This is a genomic window from Pseudomonas sp. NFPP04, assembly GCF_900113815.1.
In the GTDB taxonomy this organism is placed as follows: domain Bacteria; phylum Pseudomonadota; class Gammaproteobacteria; order Pseudomonadales; family Pseudomonadaceae; genus Aquipseudomonas; species Aquipseudomonas extremorientalis.
This window is the reverse complement of record NZ_FOQS01000009.1, coordinates 36,323-58,500: the sequence shown is the minus strand read 5'-3', so window position 1 is coordinate 58,500 and position 22,178 is coordinate 36,323. Positions and strand designations below refer to the sequence as shown.

General features: G+C 61.8%; 24 protein-coding genes and 1 tRNA gene. 11 read left to right on the top strand and 14 right to left on the bottom strand.

Features of this window, described 5'->3' with window-relative positions; all coding sequences use genetic code 11:
• The 9 genes from BM017_RS19250 to BM017_RS29160 form a co-directional block, all read right to left on the bottom strand.
• Nucleotides 1-363 carry a 5-carboxymethyl-2-hydroxymuconate Delta-isomerase gene (locus tag BM017_RS19250; protein WP_092247261.1) on the bottom strand — a complete coding sequence of 121 codons (363 nt, stop codon included), beginning with the start codon at nucleotides 361-363 and terminating at the stop codon, nucleotides 1-3.
• Between the two features lie 55 nt (nucleotides 364-418).
• Nucleotides 419-1,342, bottom strand: a complete 924-nt coding sequence (locus BM017_RS19245; protein WP_071488956.1) for a LysR substrate-binding domain-containing protein — start codon at nucleotides 1,340-1,342, stop codon at nucleotides 419-421.
• Nucleotides 1,343-1,399: 57 nt separating this feature from the next.
• Nucleotides 1,400-2,716: an MFS transporter gene (locus BM017_RS19240; protein WP_092247639.1), complete on the bottom strand. Its 1,317-nt coding sequence runs from the start codon at nucleotides 2,714-2,716 to the stop codon at nucleotides 1,400-1,402.
• A gap of 55 nt (nucleotides 2,717-2,771) precedes the next feature.
• A complete protein-coding gene (locus tag BM017_RS19235; protein ID WP_092247258.1) occupies nucleotides 2,772-4,094 on the bottom strand; it encodes an MFS transporter in 1,323 nt (440 codons plus the stop codon).
• A gap of 73 nt (nucleotides 4,095-4,167) precedes the next feature.
• Nucleotides 4,168-5,046: an SMP-30/gluconolactonase/LRE family protein gene (locus tag BM017_RS19230; RefSeq protein WP_092247255.1), complete on the bottom strand. Its 879-nt coding sequence runs from the start codon at nucleotides 5,044-5,046 to the stop codon at nucleotides 4,168-4,170.
• 65 nt (nucleotides 5,047-5,111) lie between these two features.
• Nucleotides 5,112-6,044 (bottom strand): 3,5-dioxohexanoate:acetyl-CoA acetone transferase, encoded by a 933-nt coding sequence (locus BM017_RS19225; RefSeq protein ID WP_071488953.1) that lies wholly within the window; start codon nucleotides 6,042-6,044, stop codon nucleotides 5,112-5,114.
• 67 nt (nucleotides 6,045-6,111) lie between these two features.
• On the bottom strand, nucleotides 6,112-6,900 hold the full coding sequence (locus tag BM017_RS19220; RefSeq protein WP_071488952.1) for an SDR family oxidoreductase: 789 nt from the start codon (nucleotides 6,898-6,900) through the stop codon (nucleotides 6,112-6,114).
• A complete protein-coding gene (locus BM017_RS19215) occupies nucleotides 6,897-7,619 on the bottom strand; it encodes a GntR family transcriptional regulator (protein ID WP_092247252.1) in 723 nt (240 codons plus the stop codon). Before BM017_RS19215 ends, BM017_RS19220 begins: the two co-directional genes overlap by 4 nt.
• A 148-nt stretch (nucleotides 7,620-7,767) precedes the next feature.
• Nucleotides 7,768-7,911 (bottom strand): hypothetical protein, encoded by a 144-nt coding sequence (locus BM017_RS29160; RefSeq protein ID WP_165447906.1) that lies wholly within the window; start codon nucleotides 7,909-7,911, stop codon nucleotides 7,768-7,770.
• Between the two features lie 197 nt (nucleotides 7,912-8,108).
• Between BM017_RS29160 and BM017_RS19210 the strand changes: the two genes are divergently transcribed.
• Entirely contained in the window at nucleotides 8,109-9,416 is a 1,308-nt protein-coding gene (locus tag BM017_RS19210) for an MFS transporter (protein ID WP_071488951.1), read from the top strand.
• Nucleotides 9,413-10,171: a substrate-binding domain-containing protein gene (locus tag BM017_RS19205; protein ID WP_092247250.1), complete on the top strand. Its 759-nt coding sequence runs from the start codon at nucleotides 9,413-9,415 to the stop codon at nucleotides 10,169-10,171. Before BM017_RS19210 ends, BM017_RS19205 begins: the two co-directional genes overlap by 4 nt.
• Here the strand turns inward: BM017_RS19205 and BM017_RS19200 are convergent.
• A complete protein-coding gene (locus BM017_RS19200; protein WP_092247636.1) occupies nucleotides 10,163-11,065 on the bottom strand; it encodes a LysR family transcriptional regulator in 903 nt (300 codons plus the stop codon). The genes BM017_RS19205 and BM017_RS19200 overlap by 9 nt on opposite strands.
• A gap of 245 nt (nucleotides 11,066-11,310) precedes the next feature.
• Between BM017_RS19200 and BM017_RS19195 the strand changes: the two genes are divergently transcribed.
• The 9 genes from BM017_RS19195 (at nucleotide 11,311) to BM017_RS19155 (ending at nucleotide 18,957) form a co-directional block, all read left to right on the top strand.
• On the top strand, nucleotides 11,311-12,162 hold the full coding sequence (locus tag BM017_RS19195; RefSeq protein WP_092247247.1) for an STAS domain-containing protein: 852 nt from the start codon (nucleotides 11,311-11,313) through the stop codon (nucleotides 12,160-12,162).
• Between the two features lie 2 nt (nucleotides 12,163-12,164).
• Entirely contained in the window at nucleotides 12,165-12,527 is a 363-nt protein-coding gene (locus tag BM017_RS19190) for an STAS domain-containing protein (protein WP_017254285.1), read from the top strand.
• Nucleotides 12,524-12,928 (top strand): ATP-binding protein, encoded by a 405-nt coding sequence (locus tag BM017_RS19185; RefSeq protein WP_071488948.1) that lies wholly within the window; start codon nucleotides 12,524-12,526, stop codon nucleotides 12,926-12,928. The genes BM017_RS19190 and BM017_RS19185 overlap by 4 nt, the downstream gene beginning before the upstream one ends.
• Nucleotides 12,919-13,926, top strand: a complete 1,008-nt coding sequence (locus BM017_RS19180; RefSeq protein WP_092247245.1) for an ATP-binding protein — start codon at nucleotides 12,919-12,921, stop codon at nucleotides 13,924-13,926. The genes BM017_RS19185 and BM017_RS19180 overlap by 10 nt, the downstream gene beginning before the upstream one ends.
• Nucleotides 13,919-14,782, top strand: coding sequence for a sensor histidine kinase (locus tag BM017_RS19175; RefSeq protein WP_092247242.1), 864 nt, complete (start codon nucleotides 13,919-13,921; stop codon nucleotides 14,780-14,782). The genes BM017_RS19180 and BM017_RS19175 overlap by 8 nt, the downstream gene beginning before the upstream one ends.
• A complete protein-coding gene (locus BM017_RS19170) occupies nucleotides 14,772-16,697 on the top strand; it encodes a response regulator (RefSeq protein WP_092247239.1) in 1,926 nt (641 codons plus the stop codon). Before BM017_RS19175 ends, BM017_RS19170 begins: the two co-directional genes overlap by 11 nt.
• Nucleotides 16,698-16,981: 284 nt before the next feature.
• On the top strand, nucleotides 16,982-17,194 hold the full coding sequence (locus tag BM017_RS19165; RefSeq protein ID WP_092247236.1) for a cold-shock protein: 213 nt from the start codon (nucleotides 16,982-16,984) through the stop codon (nucleotides 17,192-17,194).
• A gap of 68 nt (nucleotides 17,195-17,262) precedes the next feature.
• The gene (locus BM017_RS19160) at nucleotides 17,263-17,475 is read left to right on the top strand and encodes a cold-shock protein (protein ID WP_092247232.1); all 213 of its coding nucleotides are present in this window, start codon (nucleotides 17,263-17,265) and stop codon (nucleotides 17,473-17,475) included.
• 255 nt (nucleotides 17,476-17,730) lie between these two features.
• Nucleotides 17,731-18,957 carry an MFS transporter gene (locus BM017_RS19155; RefSeq protein ID WP_071488945.1) on the top strand — a complete coding sequence of 409 codons (1,227 nt, stop codon included), beginning with the start codon at nucleotides 17,731-17,733 and terminating at the stop codon, nucleotides 18,955-18,957.
• A 422-nt stretch (nucleotides 18,958-19,379) separates the two neighbouring features.
• On the opposite strand, the gene BM017_RS19145 is transcribed toward BM017_RS19155, so the two are convergent.
• The 4 genes from BM017_RS19145 to bamC form a co-directional block, all read right to left on the bottom strand.
• A tRNA-Ser gene (locus tag BM017_RS19145) sits at nucleotides 19,380-19,469 on the bottom strand.
• Nucleotides 19,470-19,552: 83 nt separating this feature from the next.
• Entirely contained in the window at nucleotides 19,553-20,266 is a 714-nt protein-coding gene (purC, locus tag BM017_RS19140) for a phosphoribosylaminoimidazolesuccinocarboxamide synthase (protein ID WP_010212191.1), read from the bottom strand.
• Between the two features lie 27 nt (nucleotides 20,267-20,293).
• On the bottom strand, nucleotides 20,294-21,052 hold the full coding sequence (locus BM017_RS19135; protein WP_012722776.1) for an MBL fold metallo-hydrolase: 759 nt from the start codon (nucleotides 21,050-21,052) through the stop codon (nucleotides 20,294-20,296).
• Nucleotides 21,053-21,056: 4 nt separating this feature from the next.
• Nucleotides 21,057-22,172 (bottom strand): outer membrane protein assembly factor BamC, encoded by a 1,116-nt coding sequence (bamC, locus tag BM017_RS19130; RefSeq protein WP_058425138.1) that lies wholly within the window; start codon nucleotides 22,170-22,172, stop codon nucleotides 21,057-21,059.
• Between the last annotated feature and the right edge of the window lie 6 nt (nucleotides 22,173-22,178).

Here is a 22,178-nt window from a genome sequence, read left to right as displayed (position 1 = left end):
TCAGCCGATGGCGACTTTGCTGTAGCAGTCGCGATCCATGTCGACCAGTTGGACGCTGAGTTGAACCTGGATACCCTCCGGCCAATCGCCCATGTCCTGCAGGGCTGCCAGCAGGCTGTCCGACAGCTGTTTCTTGACCTGGGGTGGGCGCCCACTGAGCAGCGACAGCTTCACCGCGATAAACCCGCGTGCTTCGAGGGAGGTGCCCACCTGGAACGTCTCGACCTTGACCACACGACTTTTGATGTCCAACTCGGAACTGAACTGCCCGGACGCCATCAGCACGTTGTTGAGCCGCAACAGGGTCTTCTCGACAGCAAGGCCCGTCAGGTTGGCGGTGTATTCCAGGTGCAGGTGCGGCATGGATGGCTCCGAGTCTTTGGTAGGAAGATTCCTAGATATACCACGGATAAAAGCATCAGGCTTTGCTGGCCAGCCCTCTGTCGCTCATAAACGCTTCGAGCCGCGAACGTACCCAGCGCTCAGCCGGGTCGGTGTCCACGTGGCTGAGCCAGACCATCGACAAATCCAGGGTTGGCGTTTCGAACGGGAACGGCTCACAGAACAGGTGGCCCGACACTGCCATGGCCTCGGCGGTGTAGTCCGGCAGGCTGGCGATCAGGTCAGTGCCGGCGAGCAAGGCCGGCAGCGCGCTGTATTGCGGCACCGACAGCACCACATGGCGTTTGCGGCCGATCTCCGCCAGCCACTCATCGGCAAACCCCGACACGTTGGCGGTGTGGGACACCAGCACGTGGGGCCGTGAGCAATATTCATCAAGGGTCAGCGGCGTTTCAGACGCATCGGCGCGCAGGATACGCGGACGGATATGGCGCAGCAGCTTGCGCTTGGCATTCGCCGGCAGGCCACGGGTCTGGGTGATGCCGACGGTGATATCGCCGGAGGCCAGCAGGTCGGGAATGCGCCAGTAGTCCACATGCTGCACCACGAATACCACTTGCGGCGCTTCCTGGCGCAAGGCGCGCAGCAAGGGCGGCAACAGGCCGAACTCCACGTCATCGGAGAGGCCGATGCGAAAGGTCATGGTGCTGATCGAGGGGTCGAAATCGTGGGTCAGGCTCAAGGCCGATGACAACGAATCCAGGGCCGGCGACAGGTGCTGAATGATCTCCTCGGCCCGCGCGGTGGGCTCCATGCGGTGGCCGACGCGGATGAACAGCGGGTCGTTGAACAAGGTACGCAAGCGGTTGAGGGCCGAGCTGATGGTCGGCTGGCCGAGAAACAGCTTCTCCGCCACCCGCGTCACGTTGCGCTCCAGCATCAACGCTTCGAACACCACCATCAGGTTGATGTCGGCTTTGCGTAGTTCATTGCGATTCATCGGCGCCTGCCCTTTTCCCAAGACAAGCCGCAGTTTAGAAAGCCCCGTAGCCGGCGTCTACGTGTAGGACGCTTCGCTGGCCTGCGCACCACGCTCAGGTTCGTGCCCCATGCGCAAGCGCAGGGCCGCCACGGCCGCCACCACCAGCACCAGCGCAATGACTTTCAAGCCGTTCATTGCATTGCCGGTGCTCATCTCGATCGCGCCCATCACCGACGGCCCGACAAAGCCGCCCAACAGCCCGCAGGCGTTGACAAATCCCAGCCCGCCGGCCAGCGCAACGCCCTTGAGGCGCGAAGCCGGGTACAGGAAGATGATCGACTGCACCACAAAGAACATCACCGCCGACAGGCAAAAACCCAGCAGGCTGAACACCGGCCCCGACACCGAGGCAATGCCCAGGCCCAACGCCATGGTCAGCAGGCCGGTGACCAGCAAGCGACGGCAGCGGCCGGGTGTGGTGGCAAAACGCGGAATAAACAATGCCCCGAGTGCCGCCGCGATCCACGGTAATGAAGTCAGCAGGCCGACGTTCATGGTGCTCAGTTCGCCATACTTGCTGATGATGCTCGGCAGGAAAAAGATCACGGTGTAGAGGGTGATCTGGTGACAGAAGTACACGAAAATCGCCAGCAGGATCTGCGGGGTCAGCCAGTTTTTCAACGAGTGACCGTCCTCGCCCGCGCCCTCCTCGACTTCCCGGGCAATGCGCTGCTCGATACCGCGCGCTTCCTCGGCCGACAGCCACGGCGCCTTGCTCGGACGATCCGGCAGTTTGCGCCAGACCACCCAGGCAAACGCCACGGCTGGCAAGCCTTCGAGCAGGAACATCCACTGCCAGCCGTGCCAGCCGAGCAGGCCGTCCATGCGCATCAGGGCCGCACCCACCGGGCCACCGATGATGTTGGCAAAGCACACGCCGAGCAGGAAATACCCGGTGGCCCGCGCCCGTTGCTCACGGTTGAACCAGTAGGTCAGGTACAGCATGACCCCAGGAAACAGCCCCGCTTCGGCGATGCCCAGCAACAGGCGCAACACGTAGAACGAGGTTTCGCCCTGCACAAAGGCCATGGCCGCCGAGATCAGGCCCCAGGTCACCATGATCCGCGCGATCCAGAATCGCGCGCCGACCTTGTGCATGATCAGGTTGCTGGGGATTTCCGACAGCGCATACGTCAGGAAAAACAACCCCGCGCCCAAGCCATAGGCGGCGGCTGAAATGCCCAGGTCGACGTCCAGGTGATGCTTGGCCAGGGCGATGTTGGTGCGGTCCAGGAAGCTCAGGATGTAGGCGATGATCAGCAAGGGCATCAGCTTGACGAACATCAGTTTGTTCAACGCCTGCGGTGTGCGGGCGGCGGTGGCGGTAGTCATCGGCAGTTCCTCTTGGCGCCCCGCCAGGCGGGCTGGGGGGCGCATCGGTGTTGTTCTAGGAGTCGAGTTGCAGCGCCAACGCCTGGGGGCGATGGGAAAACAGTTGCAGCAGCGCGCCGCCGAGGGCACAGCCGGCCATCACGAAGAAACACACGGTGTAGCCGTGCAGCGTGGTCCAGCCGCCGCCCATGGCGATCAGGCTGCCCATCAGCACCGGCGCCAGGCCGCCGCCGATAAACATCGCGGTGGTGATGATGCCGTTGGCGGTGGACGTCGCCGACGGCTCGGCCGAGTCGCAGGCCACCGCGTAGTAGATCGGCCACACCGCGTTGGCCACCAGGCCGAACAGCAGTTGCACGACGATGATCAGGGTCAGGGTGTTGGCGAAGTAGAACGCGCCGACACTCGCCGCCATCCACACCCCGCAGATGATCAGGGTGGTGCGTCGGCCGATGATGTCCGACAGCGACGGCCACACCAGTTGCCCGAGGATGCCGGTGAGGGTGAACACCACGCTCATCCCCGCCGACTCGGCCAGTGACAGTCCGGCGATGTTGTAGAGGTAGGCCGGCAACACGATGTTGACGCCCATGTACACCACCTGGGTGAGCATCGTATTGCCCGCCGTGAGGGCGATATTGCGGTTGCGCAAGGTGGCGACGAAAGTGCGCCAGGCCTCGCCCTTCACCGAACTGGCCGGCGCGTTGTCCGGTGGCGTCATGCCCTTGGCGGCGATGTCGACGTACAACGCGGTGATGCGTTCGGCGGTGGAATAACGCGCCCAGAAAATCATCAGCGGCAACGCCACCACGAAGGCGAAGAAGAACACGTAGCGCCAGTTGTCCTCGCCAAACACGGTGATGACGAAACTGGCGACGATACCGCTGAGCATCGCACCAATCGGATAGCCCGTATGGTGCGCACCCAGGGCGAAGCCGCGCCGCTCCACCGGCCACCATTCGGCGGTGTTGCTCACCCCCACCGGCTCACCCCAGCCGGCGCCGAGGTTGACCCCGACGCGCAGGGCAATGAAAGTGGCGAGGTTGCCGCTCAGGGCCTTGAAGCCGGACAGAAACGAGATCGCCGTGTAGCCCAGCACCAGCGGCACCTGGAAACGTGCACGTTTCCAGCCGCCGCCGTAGCGGTCGCTCCACATGGAGCCGGGTATATCCAGCAACGCCAGGGCCAGCATGACCACCGTGGCCACGGTGCCCCATTGGTCGGCGGATAAATCGAAGTGCTTGGAGATGGTCGGCCCCAGGCGCAACACGATCTCACGGTCGTAGGCGTTGAGAATCCAGATCATCCAACAGACCAGCAGCGACACCCAGGAATGCCGGTGAATGCTGCGCAGCGACGCTTTTTTGATAGTTGCCATGGGCCTCTCCAGGCGCGCGAGGGCGCGCACTGACACAAGGTTGCGAAGGAATATGCCTTGTCACACACACGCGCTAGCTGGCGAACCGTCGCTCGGCTATTCCTTGCACGCCCAACCCGGTAATGGCGAACAGCGCTCCGCGCTGCTGGCCGTCCGCCGGAAAACGCGGCAGCGGCGGCTTGGCCATGGAAGTCACAAACAGGGTGTCCAGGTTCGGCCCGCCAAAGGTCAGGCTGGTGACCTTTTTCACCGGCATCTGGATGATGCGGTCGACGTGACCGTCGGGGGTGTAGCGCACCAGTTTCCCGGCGTAGACCAAGGCTTGCCACAGGCAGCCCTCGGCATCCACCGTGCAGCCGTCGGCAGCGCCGCCGCCCGAGGTGTCGACCCTGGCGAAGGTGCGGCGGTTGCTCACATTGCCGGTGGCCAGGTCATAGTCGTAGGCCCAGATCTCGCCGGACCAGGTGTCGCAGAAATAGAAGGTGTCACCGGACGGGCTCCAGCACGGGCCGTTGGACACGATGATGCCTTCGTCCAGGGTGTGCAGACTCAGGTCGGCGTCCAGGCGGTAAAGCCTGGCGCTGGCGTTGTCCTCCAAGGTGTCCATGGAGCCGAAGATGAAGCGGCCCTGGCGGTCGACCTTGCCGTCGTTGAGGCGGTTATCCGGCAGGTGCGGTTCCGGGTCGATGACCAGGTTGAGCTCACCGCTGTTGAGGTCGAGGGTGTGTACGCCGTTTTGTAGGGCGACAATCGCCGACTCACCGTTATGGCGCAGGGCCATGGAGCCGATTTTCTGGCCGACCTCCCAGGCACGCAGTTCGCGGCCGTCGTCGGTGCAGCGCAGGATGCGGCCGTCGGCGCTGTCGATCCAATACAGGCGTTGTTGTTCGACGTCCCACACCGGGCCTTCGCCCAGGGTGGTCTTGACGTCGACGAGCACTTCGATACGCATGGTGTGATCCCCTTATTGTTGTTGTGCGGGATGCAGGCCGCGCCGTGACGCGGCAGTTGGTCGGGTTAGAAATTGACCTGATCGCGCCCCTTGAGCCCGAGGATTTCCCGCGCTTCATCCGGCGTGGCGACGCGATGGCCGAGCGCCTCGATCACCGTACGGATACGTCGCACCTGGTCGGCGTTGGACGCGGCCAATTTGCCCGGGCCGTCCCACAGCGAATCCTCCAGACCGACACGCGCATTGCTGCCCATGGACAGGCCCATGGTCGCCAGCGGAATCTGCCCACGCCCGGCGCCGAGGATCGACCACACATAGTCGTCGCCAAACAGGCGGTCGGCAGTACGCCGCATATGCGCCAGGTCTTCGGGGTGCCCGCCGATGCCACCACGCAAGCCGAACACTGACTGGATAAACAACGGCGGCTTGAGCAGGCCGCGTTCCAGGAAATGCGCGGCGGTGTACAGGTGGCCGATGTCGTAGCACTCGATCTCGAACCGCGTGCGGTTCTCGGCACAGGAATTGAGGATATGGGTGATGTCACGGAAGGTGTTGCGGAAGATCCGGTCGTCACTTTCTTCCAGGTACGGCCGCTCCCAGTCGTGCTTGAAGTCGGTGAAGCGGTTGAGCATTTCATACAGGCCGAAGTTCATCGAGCCCATGTTCAGCGAGGCCAGTTCCGGCTTGAACTGCATCACCGGTTGCAGGCGTTCTTCCACGCCCATGGTCGGCGCGCCGCCGGTGGTGATGTTGATTACCACGTCGCTGGCGGCCTTGATCTGCGGCAGGAATTCGGCGAACAGCGCCGGGTCCTGGCTTGGGCGGCCATCGTTGGGATCGCGGGCATGCAGGTGGACAATCGCGGCGCCGGCTTCGGCGGCACCGATGGCGGCATCGGCGATTTCCTGCGCAGTGATCGGCAAATGCGGCGACATCGACGGCGTATGAATCGCACCGGTAACGGCGCAGGTGATGATGACAGGACGATTTTTGGGCATGACGACTCTCCGACTTTTATTCTTATGAAAAAAATCCTGGGTGCAGCGCGCTGTGTTCTTGCGTGGCTTACAGGTACTCGACGTTACCGTCGACGCTGATCGCCTGGCCGGTCACGTTGCGTGCGGCGGGCGAACAGAGGAACAACGCCATGGCAGCCACGTCTTCGGCGGTGACCATGCGTTTGAGGGAAATTTTGTTGAGGTATTCCTGGCGCATCTCGGCTTCGGGCACGCCGACCTGCTCGGCACGGGCACGAATCACGCCGTCCATGCGTGGGCCTTCGACAATGCCGGGCAGCAAGGCGTTGACGCGGATATCGCTCTCGCCCAGCTCCGAGGCCAGGGATTTCATCAGGCCGACAATCGCCCATTTGGTCGCCGCGTACGGCGTGCGCCACGCGTAGCCCAGGCGCCCCGCCACCGAGGCGATATGCAGCAGGTGGCCGTGGGACGACGCCTTGAGCATCGGCACCGCATGGTGGGCAAAGCGGTATTGCGCGGTGAGATTGATGTTGATGGTGGCCTGCCACTCGGCGTCGCTGATCGCATCGATGCCGCCGGTAGGCCCGGCGATCCCGGCGTTGTTGACCAGCACATCGAGACCGCCGAAGTGCTCGCGCTGCACCTTGAATACCGCCTCGATCTGCACGGCATCGCTGACGTCGGCGCGGGTGGCGACGGTGCCCGGGTACTTGTCGCGAAACGCGGCCAGGGCCGGCTCGCTGACGTCACACACATGCACCTGGGCACCGGCTTCCAGATACGCCGCCGCCAGCACTTCACCAATGCCGGCAGCCCCGCCGGAAATCAACACACGTAACCCAGGATAGGGCTGCAGCCGCTGTAAGACACTCATGCACGTTTACCTCCTGAAGCAGACGGCCGCGAACGGTCGTTCTTGACGAGCAGGCGCGCCAGGGAATCGGCGGCCTGCATGATGTCATCGGTCACCGCTGCGCGTGCACCGGCGCCATCGCGGGCCGCCAGGGCTTCGACGATGCGCGTGTGCGCCTCCATCGAGCGTTGCAGGTGAGCTTTATCCGGGGCGACCAGCGCAAAGCACGGGCCCATGTGCAGCCAGAAGTTTTCCACGGCGGCCATGGTCAACTCGGCCTGGGCCACGGCGTAGATCCGCCGGTGAAACGCAAAGTTGGTCCACAGGTAGCGCGACACGTCGACTTCGTCGGCGGCGTGCTGCATTTGCTGGCAGAGGTCGGTGATTTCGTCGAGGTCGGCCTTCTGCAGGCGCAGCACGGCTTTTTCCGCCAGCAGCCCTTCGAGGGCGACCCGTGCATCACGAATTTCACGCAGGCGTTCGACCGTCATCAAGCGCACGCGCAGACGAGAGGTCTCGGTGACTTCAAAGGCGTTTTCGGCGCTGAGGCGTTGCAGGGCTTCGCGCACCGGCATCGGGCTGGAACCGAGGGCTTCGGCAAGGCCGCGGATGGTGAGTTTCTGGCCAGGCTGGAAACGGCCACTCATCAGCGCTTCGCGGATCTGGCGGTAGACCTGGTCTTGCAAGGTATCGCGGGACACCTGGCGCAGGGTGGGCAGGAGGAGCGGACCATCTGTCATGAGGCAAAACCTGTGTTGTCGTTCTTATGGCCTCAATATGTGATCACAAATCAAATATGTCAAATAGTTTCCTGATTTTGGGAGTTGCACATACAACTGTGGGAGTGGGATTGCCCACTCCCACATTTGCAGCGCATTTAACCTGATATCAGGGTTTTAGCGGACGCTCCTGATCCCGCTCTGAAAGCTCGGTGCCATCATCGGGATGTTTCCAGGTCTGCGGTTTTTCTTCCTCCCGCCGCTGGGGCTGCTCACGTTCCGGCTCGTCCCGCCGTTTCTGTTGATCCGTCATTGCCACCTCCCATCCGTAAGAATTGGTCACATCTTCAGCATAGACAGCGAACGCATTTCCGACTGCATTACCGATTGATAGCCAACGAACATCAATCTATCCAAAATTGTCACTTAACATTTCTAAATGTGTCAGCCACTATTCCAGGTCTTAAGCGAAACAAGCACATTCAAAAAGAACGCTGGAGACATAAAACCATGACTAGCCCTACCCGGCCCGACTCTACCCGTTCGAAAGTGGGGGCGGTATTTCGCGTTACTTCGGGCAACTTCCTCGAACAGTTCGACTTTTTTCTGTTCGGTTTCTACGCCACCTACATCGCTGCCGCCTTCTTCCCCGCCGCTAATGAGTTTGCGTCATTAATGATGACCTTCGCCGTATTCGGCGCAGGGTTTCTGATGCGTCCGTTGGGCGCGGTCATCCTGGGTGCCTATATCGATGACGTCGGTCGCCGCAAAGGGCTGATCGTGACCTTGTCGATCATGGCCAGCGGCACCCTGCTGATCGTGCTGGTGCCCGGTTATCACACCATCGGTTTGTGGGCACCGCTGCTGGTGCTGCTCGGTCGTTTACTGCAAGGCTTCTCGGCCGGTGCGGAACTGGGCGGTGTGTCGGTGTACCTGTCCGAAATGGCCACGCCAGGCCGCAAAGGCTTCTACACCAGCTGGCAATCCGGCAGCCAGCAGATCTCCATCGTGGTCGCCGCCGCACTGGGTTATGGCCTGAACGTGTGGATGGAGCCGGCCGTGGTGGCCGATTGGGGCTGGCGCATCCCGTTCGCCCTCGGCTGCGTGATCATCCCGTTCATTTTCATCCTGCGCCGCAACCTGCAGGAAACCGAAGAGTTCGCCAACCGCAAGCATCGCCCGACCATGCGCGAAGTGATGGCGACCCTGGTGAAAAACTGGACCGTGGTCATCGGCGGCATGCTGATGGTGGCCATGACCACTACCGCGTTCTACCTGATCACCGTGTATGCGCCGACTTTCGGCAAGACCGTGCTGCAATTGAGCACGTCCGATGCGCTGCTGGTGACCTTGCTGGTAGCCGTTTCGAACTTTGTCTGGCTGCCGATCGGCGGCACCTTGAGCGATCGTTTCGGTCGCAAGCCGGTGCTGATCGCGATGACCGTACTGACCGTTCTCACGGCTTACCCAGCGCTGTCCTACGTGGTGAACGCGCCAAGCTTCGCCCATATGCTGGAAACCCTGCTGTGGTTCTCCTTCCTCTATGGCATGTACAACGGCGCGATGATCCCGGCCCTCACCGAAATCATGCCGGTGGAAGTGCGCGTGGCGGGCTTCTCCCTGGCCTATAGCCTGGCCACCGCGATCTTCGGCGGTTTCACCCCGGCGATCTCCACCTGGTTCATCCACATCACCGAAGACAAGGCCTCGCCGGCCTACTGGATGATGTTCGCCGCAGCATGCGCGCTGTGCTCGACCCTCGCGCTGTATCGTCGTGCCAACGCCCGTGGGCAAGTGATGCAGGGGGCCGCACAATGAAGGCTCTGCTCAAGACCCTGACGGCCCTGGCCCTGGGCGCACTGGCATTGTCGGCCCAGGCCGAGCAGTTGAAGGTAATGACATCGGGTGGCTTCACTGCCGCCTATAAACTGCTTGGCCCGCAATATGCCAAGCAAAGCGGCGATACCCTCGACACTATCCTCGGCCCGTCGATGGGCAAGGCGCCGGAAGCGATTCCCAACCGCCTGGCCCGAGGCGAACCCGCTGACGTGGTGATCATGGTCGGCTACGCCCTGGATGACTTGATCAAGCAAGGCAAGGTCGACCCGGCCTCCCGCGTGGAACTGGCAGACTCGCGCATCGGCCTGGTGGTAAAAGCCGGCGCCGTCAAACCGGCCATCGGCACCGATGCCGAATTGAAAGCCACCCTGAGCAAAGCCAAGTCGGTCGCCTATTCGGACAGCGCCAGCGGTGTATACGTCGAGAAAGAGTTGTTCAAGAAGCTCGGCATGCCCGCCAAAGGCACCATGATCGAACGCCAGCCGGTGGCCGAACAGGTGGCCAAGGGTGACTACGAAGTCGGCCTGCAACAGGTGGCGGAATTGTTGCCGGTGCCAGGTGTGACCTTCGTCGGCAAGATCCCGGAAGATGTGCAATCGGTGACGCGCTTTGCCGCCGGCATTCCGGTCAACGCGCAACACCCGGAGCAGGCCAAGGCGTTGTTGCAATTCCTGGCCTCACCCCAGGCGCAACCGGTGGTGCAATCCACCGGCCTGGACTCGGTGTCACGCTGAGCGAAACGGCATCTCCCGCAATAACCGCTCCAACTCCAGCGCCGCTGGCGGCAATGTCCGCCCGCGGCGTTTTATCAAGCCCACGTTGCGCATCACCTGCGGTTCCACCAGCGGCACGCCGACCAGGATCGGGTGCTCCAGGGCCGGCATCGCAATCGATGGCACCATCGCCACGCCCAATCCCGCCTCCACCAGGCCGATCATGGTAGTCACGTGGTGCGTCTCGCAGACACTCGGTTTTTTCACCCGTATGCCGCGCAAGGCCTGGTCAAGCAGGAGGCGGTTGCCAGAGGTCTTGTCCAGGGTGATGTAATCATGTTCGCAGGCCTCGGCCCAGCTCACGCTGTCGCGTTGGGCCAGCGGGTGATCGCGGCGACAGGCCAGCACGTAGCGCTCCTGCAACAACAGTTCGAATTCCACTTCCTCGGCCAGGCTGCCGCTGAAACTCAAGCCGAAATCCGCTTCGCCACTCTCCACCGCACTGCACACCTCGCCGGCACTGGTATCCAGCACCCGCAAGCGGATCTTCGGGTACAGCTTGCGGAATTCGGAGATCACGTGGGGCATGAAGTAGTACGCGGTGGACGGCACGCAGGCGACAGTGACATTGCCCATGCGCGTGGACGCGACGTTGCTGATGCCCATCAGCGCCACGTCGAGGTCGTCAAGCATGCGTTCGACTTGTGGCAAAAACGTACGGCCAACCATGGTCAGGCTGACCCGTCGGGTAGTGCGTTCGAACAGCTTCACATCAAGGGCGGTTTCGAGCTTTTCGATGCGCCGGCTGAGGGCCGGTTGCGAGATGCGGATGGCCTCGGCGGCGCCACGGAAACTGCCCTTGTCTACCACGGCGCGGAAGGCCTGGAGGTCATTGAGGTCGAAGTTGATGATCACGGGAGGGCCAATGTGGTCGAAGTGGCGGGCATTATCGTACGCGAGTCGCAGCGTCGCCATATGTGGGTGACCGGCAGGCCGTTAAATGACCCGCGTCACTGGCCAAACAGGAGGTCCAAACTATAGTCCCCCAGGGCACTTTTAAAGTGACGGCACCCCTGAACGAATCCGCTTGAAACAATTCCAAACAGCTCAATTTAGTATAGATTGCGCGCACCGCATCAATGGCATTCAAGGAGGTTACCGTGGCAACTCTGCAAACGAACACAATCCAGGCCCTGCAAGCTAATCACAGCTCTCTCCTTGACCAATGGAAAGCCCGTCTCGAAGCCTCGGGGGCCACGCGCAATATCAAGCCTGACGACGTGCAAACACAGACCGCCGAGTTCCTGGTTCTGCTGACTGAAGCCCTGCAAAATGGCGGTTCGCAGCACATCGATCATGAAAACTGGGCACAAACCCGCCTATTCCTGGAAAAGCTCTCCCACAGCCGCGCCCTCGCCGGCCAGGACTCGCAGCAGACCGCCAGCTTCATTTTTGCCCTCAAGGGCCCGCTGTTCACGCTGTTGCAGCGTGAATATGCCGACCAACCGGCACAATTGGCCGAACAACTGCTGACAGTCTCCGAGCTGCTCGACGCCCTGGGCATGCACACCATCCGCACCTTCCAGAAATCCCGCGAGTCGGTGATCAAGCGCCAACAGGAAGAGTTGCTGGAGCTGTCCACGCCGGTGGTGAAGTTGTGGGAAGGCGTCCTGGCCCTGCCGATGATCGGCACCCTGGATTCGCAACGCACCCAGGTGGTGATGGAATCGCTGCTGCAACGCATCGTCGACACCGGCGCGGAAATCGCGATCATCGACATTACCGGCGTACCGACCGTCGACACCCTGGTCGCCCAGCACCTGCTCAAAACCGTCACGGCCATCCGCTTGATGGGTGCCGACTGCATCATCAGTGGCGTACGCCCGCAAATCGCGCAGACCATCGTGCACCTGGGTCTCGACCTGCAAGGCGTGGTCACCAAGGCCAACCTGGCCGATGCGCTGGCACTCTCCCTCAAACGCTTAGGCGTTACCGTCACCAAGGCCGTTTAAGCATGGAACGCATCCCTATTTTGCAGATGGGCGAGTTCCTGCTCGTGACCATCCAGGTGGACATGCACGACCAACTCGCGCTGACCCTGCAGGACGACCTGTCCGAGCGCATCAGCCGTACCTCCGCCCGCGGTGTGCTGATCGATATCTCGGCGCTGGACATGGTCGACTCGTTCATCGGACGCATGATCGGCACCATCTCCGGGCTGTCGCGCATCATGGATGCCCAGACGGTATTGGTCGGCATGCAGCCCGCCGTAGCCATTACGCTGGTGGAACTGGGCATGACCCTGCCTGGCGTGGCGACGGCGTTGAATGTCGAGCGCGGCATGAAACTGCTGCGCGACCGGGTAGAACACTCATGACCCAAGCCAGCAATGGCACCCACCCGGTGCTGATCGAACAGGACGTCGTGCTGGCTCGACAACTCGTACGCAAACTGGCCCAGGACTGCGGCATGCGCCTGATCGACCTGACCAAGCTGGTCACGGCGGTCAGCGAGTTGGCGCGCAACACAGTGGTCTATGGCAAGGGTGGCTACATGGACTGGGCGGTGGTCGAAAAAGACCACCGACCCGGCCTGCGCCTGACCTTTCGCGATGAAGGCCCGGGCATTCCCGACCTGAAACTGGCAATGACCGACGGCTGGACCTCCGGCAGCGGCCTGGGCCTGGGGCTCACCGGGGCCAAGCGCCTGGTGGATGAATTTGAACTGGAGACCGCGCCAGGCCAGGGCACCCGCGTGACGATCACCCGATGGGCCTGAACATTCCCAGTGCCTTGACGCATGTGCTGCTGATTGAAGACACCAGCCAGGTCGGCCACGCCCGCCGCACGGCGCAGCAACTCGCCGAGCAGTTGGGCTTCGACGACACCGATGCCGGGCGCGTGGCCCTGGTGGCCACCGAACTGGCCAGCAATGTCCTCAAGCATGCCGAACATGGCCAACTGCACCTGCGCACCACCGGTAATGGCGGCCTCGAACTGGTCGCCATCGACCGTGGCCAAGGCTTCGACCTGAATAGCTGCCTGGTGGACGGTTACTCTACCGGGGGCACCCAAGGGATTGGCCTGGGTGCGATTTCGCGCCTGGCCCAGGTATTCGATGCCTACGCCAATCCACGCGGAACGGCGATCCTGGCCAGGCTGTATCCACGCGGCTCAGTGGCAAAGGACATTCGCTACGGGGTCAGCCAGCACTCACTGCATGATGATCCGCATTGCGGCGATGCCTGGCACCTGGCAATCGAACCCGGTGGTTTCAGTGTGATGGTGGCCGATGGACTGGGCCATGGCGAATATGCCGAGCAAGCCGCCCGGGCAGGTGAGGTGGTATTTGCCCAGAATGCCTTCCTGGATTCGACGGTGCTGATGAACGATCTGCACATTGCCATGAACGGCACCCGCGGTGGCGCCCTCGCCGTGGCCCAATACGATGCCCAGGCCGATAACCTGAGGTTTACCGGCGTGGGCAATATTGGCGCCAGCCTGATCGGGCCGGAAAAGTCCCGTGGCCTGGCCTCCCATCCCGGGATCGTCGGCGTGCAGTTTCGCAAGGCACATGCCTTCGACTACGCTCAAGTGGGCGGCCAGTTGCTGATCCTCTACAGCGACGGCCTGCAGTCACGCTGGAACCTGTCGGACTACCCCGGGCTCGTCCACCGCCACCCTGCCCTGATCGCCGCCGTCCTGCACCGTGACTTCTGTCGCGGCCGGGATGACGTCACGGTCTTCGTGATTGCCCTGGAGGCCATTGATGGCTGACACCCCTGCCGCGCTCGCCGCTGAAATACAACGCCTTCGCCTGGAGGCGGACGCCCTGCGTGCCGAGCTGGACGAAACCAACCAGGGCGTGCTGGCGCTGTATGCCGAACTGGACACCCAGGCCGACCAACTGCGCCAGGCGTCGGACCTCAAGAGCCGCTTCCTGTCCTACATGAGCCATGAGTTCCGCACGCCGCTGGGCTCGATCCTGAGCATCACCAGCCTGCTGGCCGATGAGCTGGATGGCCCGTTGAGCGAGGAACAGCACACCCAGGTCGGCTTCATTCGCAACTCGGCCCGCGAACTGCGCGAGATGGTCGATGACCTGTTGGACCTGGCGAAGATCGAGGCCGGACGTATCAGCATTTCCCCGGCCTGGTTCGATATGTTCGACCTGTTCTCGGCGTTGCGCGGCATGTTCCGGCCGATTGTCGATGCGTCCTCGGTGGACCTGATCTTCGAAGAGCCCTCCGGCTTGCCCAAGCTCTACACCGATGACAAGAAACTGGCGCAGATCCTGCGCAACTTTATCTCCAACGCGCTGAAGTTCACCGCGCAGGGCGAAGTGCGGGTGTCGGCGCGCATGGAGAATGAACACGAGATACGCTTTGCGGTGCAGGACACCGGCCTGGGTATACCGGGTGAATTGCACAGCAATCTGTTCGAAGACTTTTCCCAGATCGATTCGCCGTTGCAAAAGCGCCTGCGCGGCACCGGCCTGGGCCTGTCCTTGTGCAAGCGTTTCGCCGAACTGCTCGGTGGCCGGGTGGGCGTGGAAAGCACACCCGGTGTGGGCTCGCTGTTTTTTGTGGTCATTCCCTTTTCCATCGCCAGCGAGACCGTCGATGAAACGTGACATACAACTGCTGATCGTCGACGACAACGCTGCCACGCGCTATGCCCTGCGCCGACGCCTGGAGCGCCATCATTACCTGGTACTGGAAGCCGGCACGGGCCAGGAAGGGCTCGACCTGATCGCGAGGGGCAAGATCGACGCACTGATCCTGGACGTCAACCTGCCGGACATGAGCGGCTTCGACATCGTGCGTGGTTTGCGTGCCAACCCGGCCACGGCCTTGCTGCCGGTGGTGCACGTTTCGGCGGCGTCCATCGAGACCGGCGACATCATCACCGGCCTGGACGCAGGCGCCGATGCCTACCTGATCCACCCGGTAGACCCCGAGGTGCTCCTGGCGACCCTGCGCACCTTGCTGCGGGTACGCGACACCGAATACGCACTGCGCGAAAGCGAGGCGCGCTTCCGGGAAATCTTCTTCAATATCAGCGCACCGATTGCGGTGATGGACGCGCAGTTGAAGGTTCACGAGTGCAACCACGCCTTCGCCCAACTGATCCACGACAACCTCAACCCGGACGCCCTGCTCGAATGCTTCGCCAGCGATCAATACAGCGTCATCCAGGAGCTGTGCCTGCGCCTCGCGGCGGGTGAACGCTGGAAGGGCACGCTGCAGATGAAAGTCGATGGGCAACTGCGCGAAACCGAATGGCAGATTTCGCCCTATGACCGCGCCGAATTGAGCCTGGTGTTTGTCGAGGACGTGACCGAACACCGCCATCGTGAACGCCACCAACAGGCCGAGCTGGCCAACGCCGCCACCCAGTTGGCACGTACGGAAGCGCAACTGCTCCAGGCCCAAAAAATGGATGCCCTGGGCAAGCTCACCGGCGGTATCGCCCACGACTTCAACAACCTGCTGACGGGCATCATCACCAGCCTGGAACTGATCAAGAAGCGCATCGAAAGCCAGCGCACCGACAAGGTCCTGGGTTATGCCGACGCGGCGCTCAGTTCAGCCCTGAGCGCCGCCGGCCTGACCAACCGTCTGCTCGCCTTCGCCCGCCAGCAGCCGCTGGACACCCGGCCGACCGATATCAACGCACATATCCGCTCGCTGGAAGAGTTGCTGGTGCGCACCATCGGCGAACACATTGCCCTGAAACTGGAGCTGACCACCAACCCCGCCGTGGCGATGGTGGACCCGATCCAACTGGAAAGTGCGGTACTGAACCTGGTGATCAACGCGCGGGATGCACTGCCCCAGGGCGGGATTATCTGGGTGACGACTTACCCGTCGTATTCCAACGGCAACCTCAAGCTGCAAGATGGCCCGTACGTTGCACTGTCGGTACGGGACAACGGTGTGGGCATCGAGCACAGCGTGATCGATAAGGTGTTCGACCCCTTCTTCACCACCAAACCCGTCGGCCAGGGCACCGGCCTGGGTCTGTCGACCATCTATGGCTTTGCCCGCCAGTCCGGCGGTGATGCACAGATTCGCAGCGTGACCCGCCAGGGCACCGAGGTGACCCTCATGCTCCCCGCCGCCGACGGCCCCGCCACCTTTGCCACCAAGACCGTGGCGGTGCCGGGCAACAGCAAGGGCGAACACATACTGATCGTGGAAGACATGCCCTCGGTCCGCAGTTTTGTCGCCGAGGTACTGGCGGATGCCGGCTACCGCTGCAGCCTGGCGGCCGATGGTGACGAAGCCATCGTCATCCTGAAAGCCAATGCGGGCATCGACCTGCTGCTGACGGATGTCGGCTTGCCGTACATGACTGGCCGGGAGCTGGCCGACCACGCGCGAGCCCTGAACCCCAACCTGCCGATCCTGTTCATGACCGGCTACGCCGAGAATGCGGCCAACCGCCAGAACTTCCTGGGCGAACGCATGGACCTGATCACCAAGCCTTTTCATATCGATGAGCTGCTGGAAAAGATCAGACAGGGCGTAGGGGAGCAGGGCTAGGCGCCGATAGACCGGGACACCTAACAGGGCAGGAAGCCTATCTGCTGGCGGAAGGCGGCAGCGATCCGGTGCTGGAACGCACGCGTGCCCGGGCCTCAGAAATTTTCACCGTAAAACTGCGCAGTATCACTCAATTGATCGAGCCGCGAACCTGTCAGGAATGACAGTACCGCTGGTCTTGCGACGCGTTGACGGGTGGCCGCTTCGGGACTTTGCTTAGGCATACCGCTACCGGCAATGTGTCGGCGTACAGCGGGAGACATGGGTTTGCGAGGATACGAAGAATGAGCGGAAGACAAAACGGTACGGTGAAGTGGTTCAACAGCGAAAAAGGGTATGGGTTCATTACTCCGGAGAGCGGGCCTGACCTTTTCGTTCATTTCAGAGCGATTCAGGGGGATGGATACAAAGAATTGAAAGAGGGGCAGAAAGTCACTTTCGTAGCCGTGCAAGGTCAGAAGGGCATGCAGGCGGATGAAGTGGCCGTGCAGGTCTGATCCCCTTCGGATCAACGTTTGAGGCCCTCACTGAAGTCGCTATGTTGCACTGAAAAAGGAGAACGGCCATGCCCTGTAAAGCTCCGCGGACTGCAATCACCACCAGCAGCGAGACAGCGACCTACGATGACCAGGATATCTTCTTCCACAGCCCGTCCTTCGCCAGGGGAGGCCAGTTGCTACGCGAAGGGCAAACCGTGACCTACGAGTTGAGAAGAAGAAGCGACGGTGTGCTGGAGGCATTCAACATTCGCGTTGAGGAAGAACCCAGTACGCATTAGTGCAGCCTACGGCGTGCCATGAACCGCGTTCGCGGCACGCCTTTCACTCTTTCCTCCCCCGTACGGCCAACGCCCCACCTGCGCACGGACTGCTGCCTCGTAATGCAGTGCGTGCCAGAGCGTCGCATCGATAGCACTGATGATTACTATCGAAACGAGCGCCTGCCCGATTTTCAGTACCGGTTCCTATAATCGCCTCCAATTTCCCTCCCCCGCGCCTGGCTTCAGGCGACATTCACCCTGGAACCCAACACCATGCCAAGTGCCAGCCAAGCCCCCAGCGGCCTCCCCGAACATAATCAACAGAGCGTCAAACAGCAGTGGCTGGCGATTCTCTCGGTCGCCGTCGGTGCCTTCGCCCTGGTCACCAGTGAGTTTCTCCCGGTGGGCGTGCTCAACGACGTCGCTGCCGACCTCGGCATCAGTGCCGGCCACGCCGGTCTGATGGTGACCCTGCCCGGCATCATGGCGGCCCTCGCCGCCCCATTGCTGTCGGTGATCATTGGCGCCATGGACCGCCGCTACCTGCTGATCGGCCTGACGCTGATCATGATCATTGCCAACATGGTCGTGGCGTTCGCCAGTGACTTCAGCCTGCTGCTGTTCGGCCGCGTCTTGCTGGGCATCAGTATCGGCGGCTTCTGGGCGACGGCCATCGCCCTCAGCGGCCGCCTGGCGCCCAAGGGTGTGGACGTCGCCAAGGCCACCTCGATCATCATGATGGGCGTGACCCTGGCCACCGTACTGGGCGTGCCGGTCGGTACCTGGCTCAGTGGCTTGATGGGTTGGCGCATGACGTTCCTGGTCACCGCGCTGGTGGGTATCCCGGTGTTGTTGGCGCAGGTCCTCCTGCTGCCCCGGCTGGACCCGGAGAAAGCCATTCTCGTGCGCGACCTGCCCGCCTTGTTCATCAACCCACGGGCTCGGGTCGGGTTGATCGCGGTATTGCTGATCGGGTTGGCACACTTTGCTGCGTACACCTATGTCGCACCGTTCTTTAAATACAGCTCCGGTTTCGACGGCCCAACGATTGGTTCACTGTTGCTGCTCTTTGGCGTGGCTGGGGTATTCGGAAATATTTTTGCCGGTTTTGCCGCCAACCGCAGCGTACGCCACACCTTGATGCTGGTTGCACTGATGATCGGCACCAGCACCGCCCTTTTCCCTTACTTCGCCACCGGCATGACCGGCGCAGCGATGCTGATCGGCCTGTGGGGCTTTGCCTTCGGCGCCTTCCCGGCCTGTGCAAGTATCTGGATGTTCGTGGTCGCGCCCAAGGATGTCGAACGCGGCATGCCGCTGTTCGTCGCCTTGTTCCAGGTGATCATTGCCCTGGGTTCGTTCTTTGGCGGGCGGATCGTCGACCAGATGGGCAGCTCGGTGTTGTTGAGCCTGGCCACGGCCTTGGTCGGCGTCGGTTTTATGACCGTGCTGGTGCTGGGGCGGAATGTAAGCAATAGCCTGGCGGCCCAACCCGCCTGAGCGAAGAGTGCCCACCCAAAAAGCCTGCTGAGCCTTAAGCCCAGCAGGCTTTTTTATTTTCAATGTCGCAACGACCGTCACAGCGATGGAAAAGCCTGGTAATGAGAATTCGCACAATGAATCTTGTGCCCCCGGGCCCCTGGGCTAGCCTGAAAAAGTCGCCGCCGTGGCGACAGACTGCCAAGGAGGTTATATGCCAGCTAGATATCGTGATGCGGTCACAGGGGAGTACGTGACAGAGGCTGAGGCAAAGAAGAGGCCTAGGGAGACGGTGAAGGAGACGGATAAAAAGCCGCCGTCAAAGCCCAGGGGCAAGAAGCAGGGTCACGCTTGAAGGCTTGCTGGCTACAGCGAAGGAACGATTACATTCCAAAACGAAAAAACCCCGTAGCTTATTCGGCTACGGGGCTTTTTCTATGTAATGGCGGAGAGATAGGGATTCGAACCCTAGGTACCGGTGAAGGTACAACGGATTTCGAATCCGTCCCATTCGGCCACTCTGGCATCTCTCCAACGGCGCGCATCATAACAGCATGATTCGTGGATGCAAAGCGCCGAAGCGATTTTTTTCCGTGCTATCAGATGCTTGCGTCGATTAAAGCGGTACGCCGAGACGATTGGCGACTTCTTCGTAGGCTTCGATCACGTCACCGAGGCCCTGGCGGAAGCGGTCTTTGTCCATCTTCTTCTTGGTGTCCTTGTCCCACAGGCGGCAGCCGTCCGGACTGAATTCGTCGCCCAGGACGATGGAGCCGTCGTGGAACACGCCGAACTCGAGCTTGAAGTCCACCAGCAGCAGGCCGGCGTCGTCGAACAGCTTGCTCAGCACGTCGTTGACCTTGAGGGACAGCTCCTTCATGCGCGCCAGTTGCTCAGCGGTACCCCAGCCGAATGCCACGACGTGGGATTCGTTGATGAACGGGTCGCCCTTGGCGTCGTCCTTCAGGAACAGTTCGAAGGTGTACGGGTTGAGCTTGAGGCCCTCTTCCACGCCCAGGCGCTTGACCAGGCTGCCGGCGGCGTAGTTACGCACGACGCATTCAACCGGGATCATGTCGAGCTTCTTGACCAGGCACTCGTTGTCGCCCAGCAGTTTGTCGAATTGGGTCGGGATGCCGGCCGCTTCGAGCTTCTGCATGATGAAGGCGTTGAACTTGTTGTTCACCATGCCTTTGCGATCAAGTTGTTCGATGCGTTTGCCGTCGAACGCCGAGGTGTCGTTGCGAAACAGCAGGATCAGGCGGTTGGCGTCGTCGGTCTTGTACACCGACTTGGCTTTGCCGCGGTAGAGTTCTTCACGTTTTTCCATGATGGGCTCCGCTTGCTAAATGGTGGGCTAGGCGATGTGTCGCCAGTCGAGCCCTGAATCTTGATCGGCCAGTTGCAGCCAGTCCGGGTCGCACCCGAGGGTGTCGACAAAACATTGCCGGGCCAGCTGCGGCAGGTTGTTCTTGCTGCTCAGGTGGGCCAGGACCAGGTGTTGCAAGTCTTGCCAGCCCAACTCATACACCAGGTACGCCGCCTGGTGGTTGTTCAAATGTCCCAGTTCGCCGCCCACCCGCTGCTTGAGGAAGTAGGGGTAATGACCACGGGCCAGCAGGTCTCGGCAATGGTTGGACTCGATCATCAAGGCATCGAGATTCCGGTAGCCGTCCAGCACCTTGGCGCAGTAGGAGCCCAGGTCGGTCAGTACGCCGAAGCGCCGCTCACCGTCACTGAAGACATACTGCGTCGGCTCCTGGGCGTCATGCGCCACGGCAATCACGTCGATGCTCAAGGCGCCGATTTGCAACTGCTCGCCACCGGCCAGGAAACCTGCGGGTTCAATGGGTTTGCGCATCCCGCGCAAGGTGCCGCGACTGAGGTACACCGGGAGATTGTAGCGCCGAGACAGCAAACCCACGCCATGCACGTGGTCGGCATGTTCGTGGGTTACCAGAATCGCGCTCAGCTGCGCGGGGTGAACCCCCAGACGCAGCAGGCGCCGCTCGGTTTCTTTTAACGAGAAACCACAATCCACCAGCACATACGTGTCGTCATGTGCGACCAGCGTGCCGTTCCCTTGGCTACCGCTGCCGAGAACGGCAAAACGCATCGGATCAGCCCAGGTTGTCCTGAATCACGCCCAACACTTTGCGCGCTGTTTCAGCTGGCGCAACGGTATTGATGTTCTTCTCGACGGTGACCTGCACGCTGTCGCCCACCTTGCTCAAACGAACCTGGTAACGCTCGGCGCGGGTCTCGATCTCTTCCTTGGTCGGCTTGCTGCCGAACAGTTTGCCGAAGAAACCAGGCTCGTCGTCTTTACGCTCGGCCTTTTCCGCCACGTTGATGTAGTACAGGCCCAGGCTGCGGTTGATGTCTTCAACGCGCCAAGGGCCCTGCTCCAACGCGCGGCCAACACTGGCCCATGCACGGTCGAGGTCTTCACCCAGGTTCAGCACCACGTTGCCGCTGCCGTCTTCGGTGAGGCTGACGCGGCTCGGGGTGTCGTAATCACGGGCGGCGAGCAGGGAAACCGAACCACCCTTCTCGGAGATACGGCTCATGCTGGCCAGCATCTCGTCGACCAGCGCCGAGTCGACACCGGTGTTAACCGAGCGGTTGGTGAAGTCAACGTTGGCGGTGCTGCCGGCCGGGCGCTCGGCGCTGACCACGTAGACCTCACTGGTATTGCGCTGTACGCCTGGCTCGATGCGCACACGCACGCGGGCTTCGCTGTCGGCGGCTACGCCACCGGCCTGCAAGCGCTTGGCCATGGTGGCGGACAGCTCGCTGCCCTGCTGCCATGCGGTGGTGAACTCACCGGTCTGCGGGCGCTGCTCGTCCAGGCGGAAACCGTTGTCCTGGAAGAACTGCACGGCCACCGGCCAGACTTCGGCAGGTGGGCGTTGTGCCACGATCCAGCGCGAGTCGCCGCTCTTCTGCAGGCTGTAGTCGCTGGCATCCGCCACCGCCGAGATCGGCTGTGGACGCGGCACCACGTATTCACCCTTGGTGGTGTCGTCGGCGACGTTGCGCGGGATCGGCAGCAACGGGTCAAGGCGCTTGGCGACGTTGACGCCCGGCGGCAATTCCATCGGTTTGGTGGGTTGTGCTTCCAGGTAATCGCTGCCGCGGTCACGGAAGTAGCCTTCCGGGCCCCAGATCCAACCGCAGCCACTGGTGCTGGAGATAATCAAGGCAAGTGCGGAAAGTCCGGCCAATCGCTTCATGCGTAG

Excerpts from the sequence above, each read along its gene's own strand:
- BM017_RS19160 (WP_092247232.1), top strand. The coding sequence starts at position 17,263 with ATGCCCTGTAAAGCTCCGCGGACTGCAATCACCACCAGCAGCGAGACA.
- BM017_RS19225 (WP_071488953.1), bottom strand. The coding sequence starts at position 6,044 with ATGCCCAAAAATCGTCCTGTCATCATCACCTGCGCCGTTACCGGTGCG.
- BM017_RS19135 (WP_012722776.1), bottom strand. The coding sequence starts at position 21,052 with ATGCGTTTTGCCGTTCTCGGCAGCGGTAGCCAAGGGAACGGCACGCTG.
- BM017_RS19185 (WP_071488948.1), top strand. The coding sequence starts at position 12,524 with ATGACCCAAGCCAGCAATGGCACCCACCCGGTGCTGATCGAACAGGAC.
- BM017_RS19245 (WP_071488956.1), bottom strand. The coding sequence starts at position 1,342 with ATGAATCGCAATGAACTACGCAAAGCCGACATCAACCTGATGGTGGTG.
- BM017_RS19250 (WP_092247261.1), bottom strand. The coding sequence starts at position 363 with ATGCCGCACCTGCACCTGGAATACACCGCCAACCTGACGGGCCTTGCT.
- BM017_RS19230 (WP_092247255.1), bottom strand. The coding sequence starts at position 5,046 with ATGCGTATCGAAGTGCTCGTCGACGTCAAGACCACCCTGGGCGAAGGC.
- BM017_RS19180 (WP_092247245.1), top strand. The coding sequence starts at position 12,919 with ATGGGCCTGAACATTCCCAGTGCCTTGACGCATGTGCTGCTGATTGAA.
- BM017_RS19220 (WP_071488952.1), bottom strand. The coding sequence starts at position 6,900 with ATGAGTGTCTTACAGCGGCTGCAGCCCTATCCTGGGTTACGTGTGTTG.
- BM017_RS19235 (WP_092247258.1), bottom strand. The coding sequence starts at position 4,094 with ATGGCAACTATCAAAAAAGCGTCGCTGCGCAGCATTCACCGGCATTCC.
- purC (WP_010212191.1), bottom strand. The coding sequence starts at position 20,266 with ATGGAAAAACGTGAAGAACTCTACCGCGGCAAAGCCAAGTCGGTGTAC.
- BM017_RS19240 (WP_092247639.1), bottom strand. The coding sequence starts at position 2,716 with ATGACTACCGCCACCGCCGCCCGCACACCGCAGGCGTTGAACAAACTG.
- BM017_RS19175 (WP_092247242.1), top strand. The coding sequence starts at position 13,919 with ATGGCTGACACCCCTGCCGCGCTCGCCGCTGAAATACAACGCCTTCGC.
- BM017_RS19190 (WP_017254285.1), top strand. The coding sequence starts at position 12,165 with ATGGAACGCATCCCTATTTTGCAGATGGGCGAGTTCCTGCTCGTGACC.
- BM017_RS29160 (WP_165447906.1), bottom strand. The coding sequence starts at position 7,911 with ATGACGGATCAACAGAAACGGCGGGACGAGCCGGAACGTGAGCAGCCC.
- bamC (WP_058425138.1), bottom strand. The coding sequence starts at position 22,172 with ATGAAGCGATTGGCCGGACTTTCCGCACTTGCCTTGATTATCTCCAGC.
- BM017_RS19205 (WP_092247250.1), top strand. The coding sequence starts at position 9,413 with ATGAAGGCTCTGCTCAAGACCCTGACGGCCCTGGCCCTGGGCGCACTG.
- BM017_RS19170 (WP_092247239.1), top strand. The coding sequence starts at position 14,772 with ATGAAACGTGACATACAACTGCTGATCGTCGACGACAACGCTGCCACG.
- BM017_RS19165 (WP_092247236.1), top strand. The coding sequence starts at position 16,982 with ATGAGCGGAAGACAAAACGGTACGGTGAAGTGGTTCAACAGCGAAAAA.
- BM017_RS19210 (WP_071488951.1), top strand. The coding sequence starts at position 8,109 with ATGACTAGCCCTACCCGGCCCGACTCTACCCGTTCGAAAGTGGGGGCG.
- BM017_RS19155 (WP_071488945.1), top strand. The coding sequence starts at position 17,731 with ATGCCAAGTGCCAGCCAAGCCCCCAGCGGCCTCCCCGAACATAATCAA.
- BM017_RS19215 (WP_092247252.1), bottom strand. The coding sequence starts at position 7,619 with ATGACAGATGGTCCGCTCCTCCTGCCCACCCTGCGCCAGGTGTCCCGC.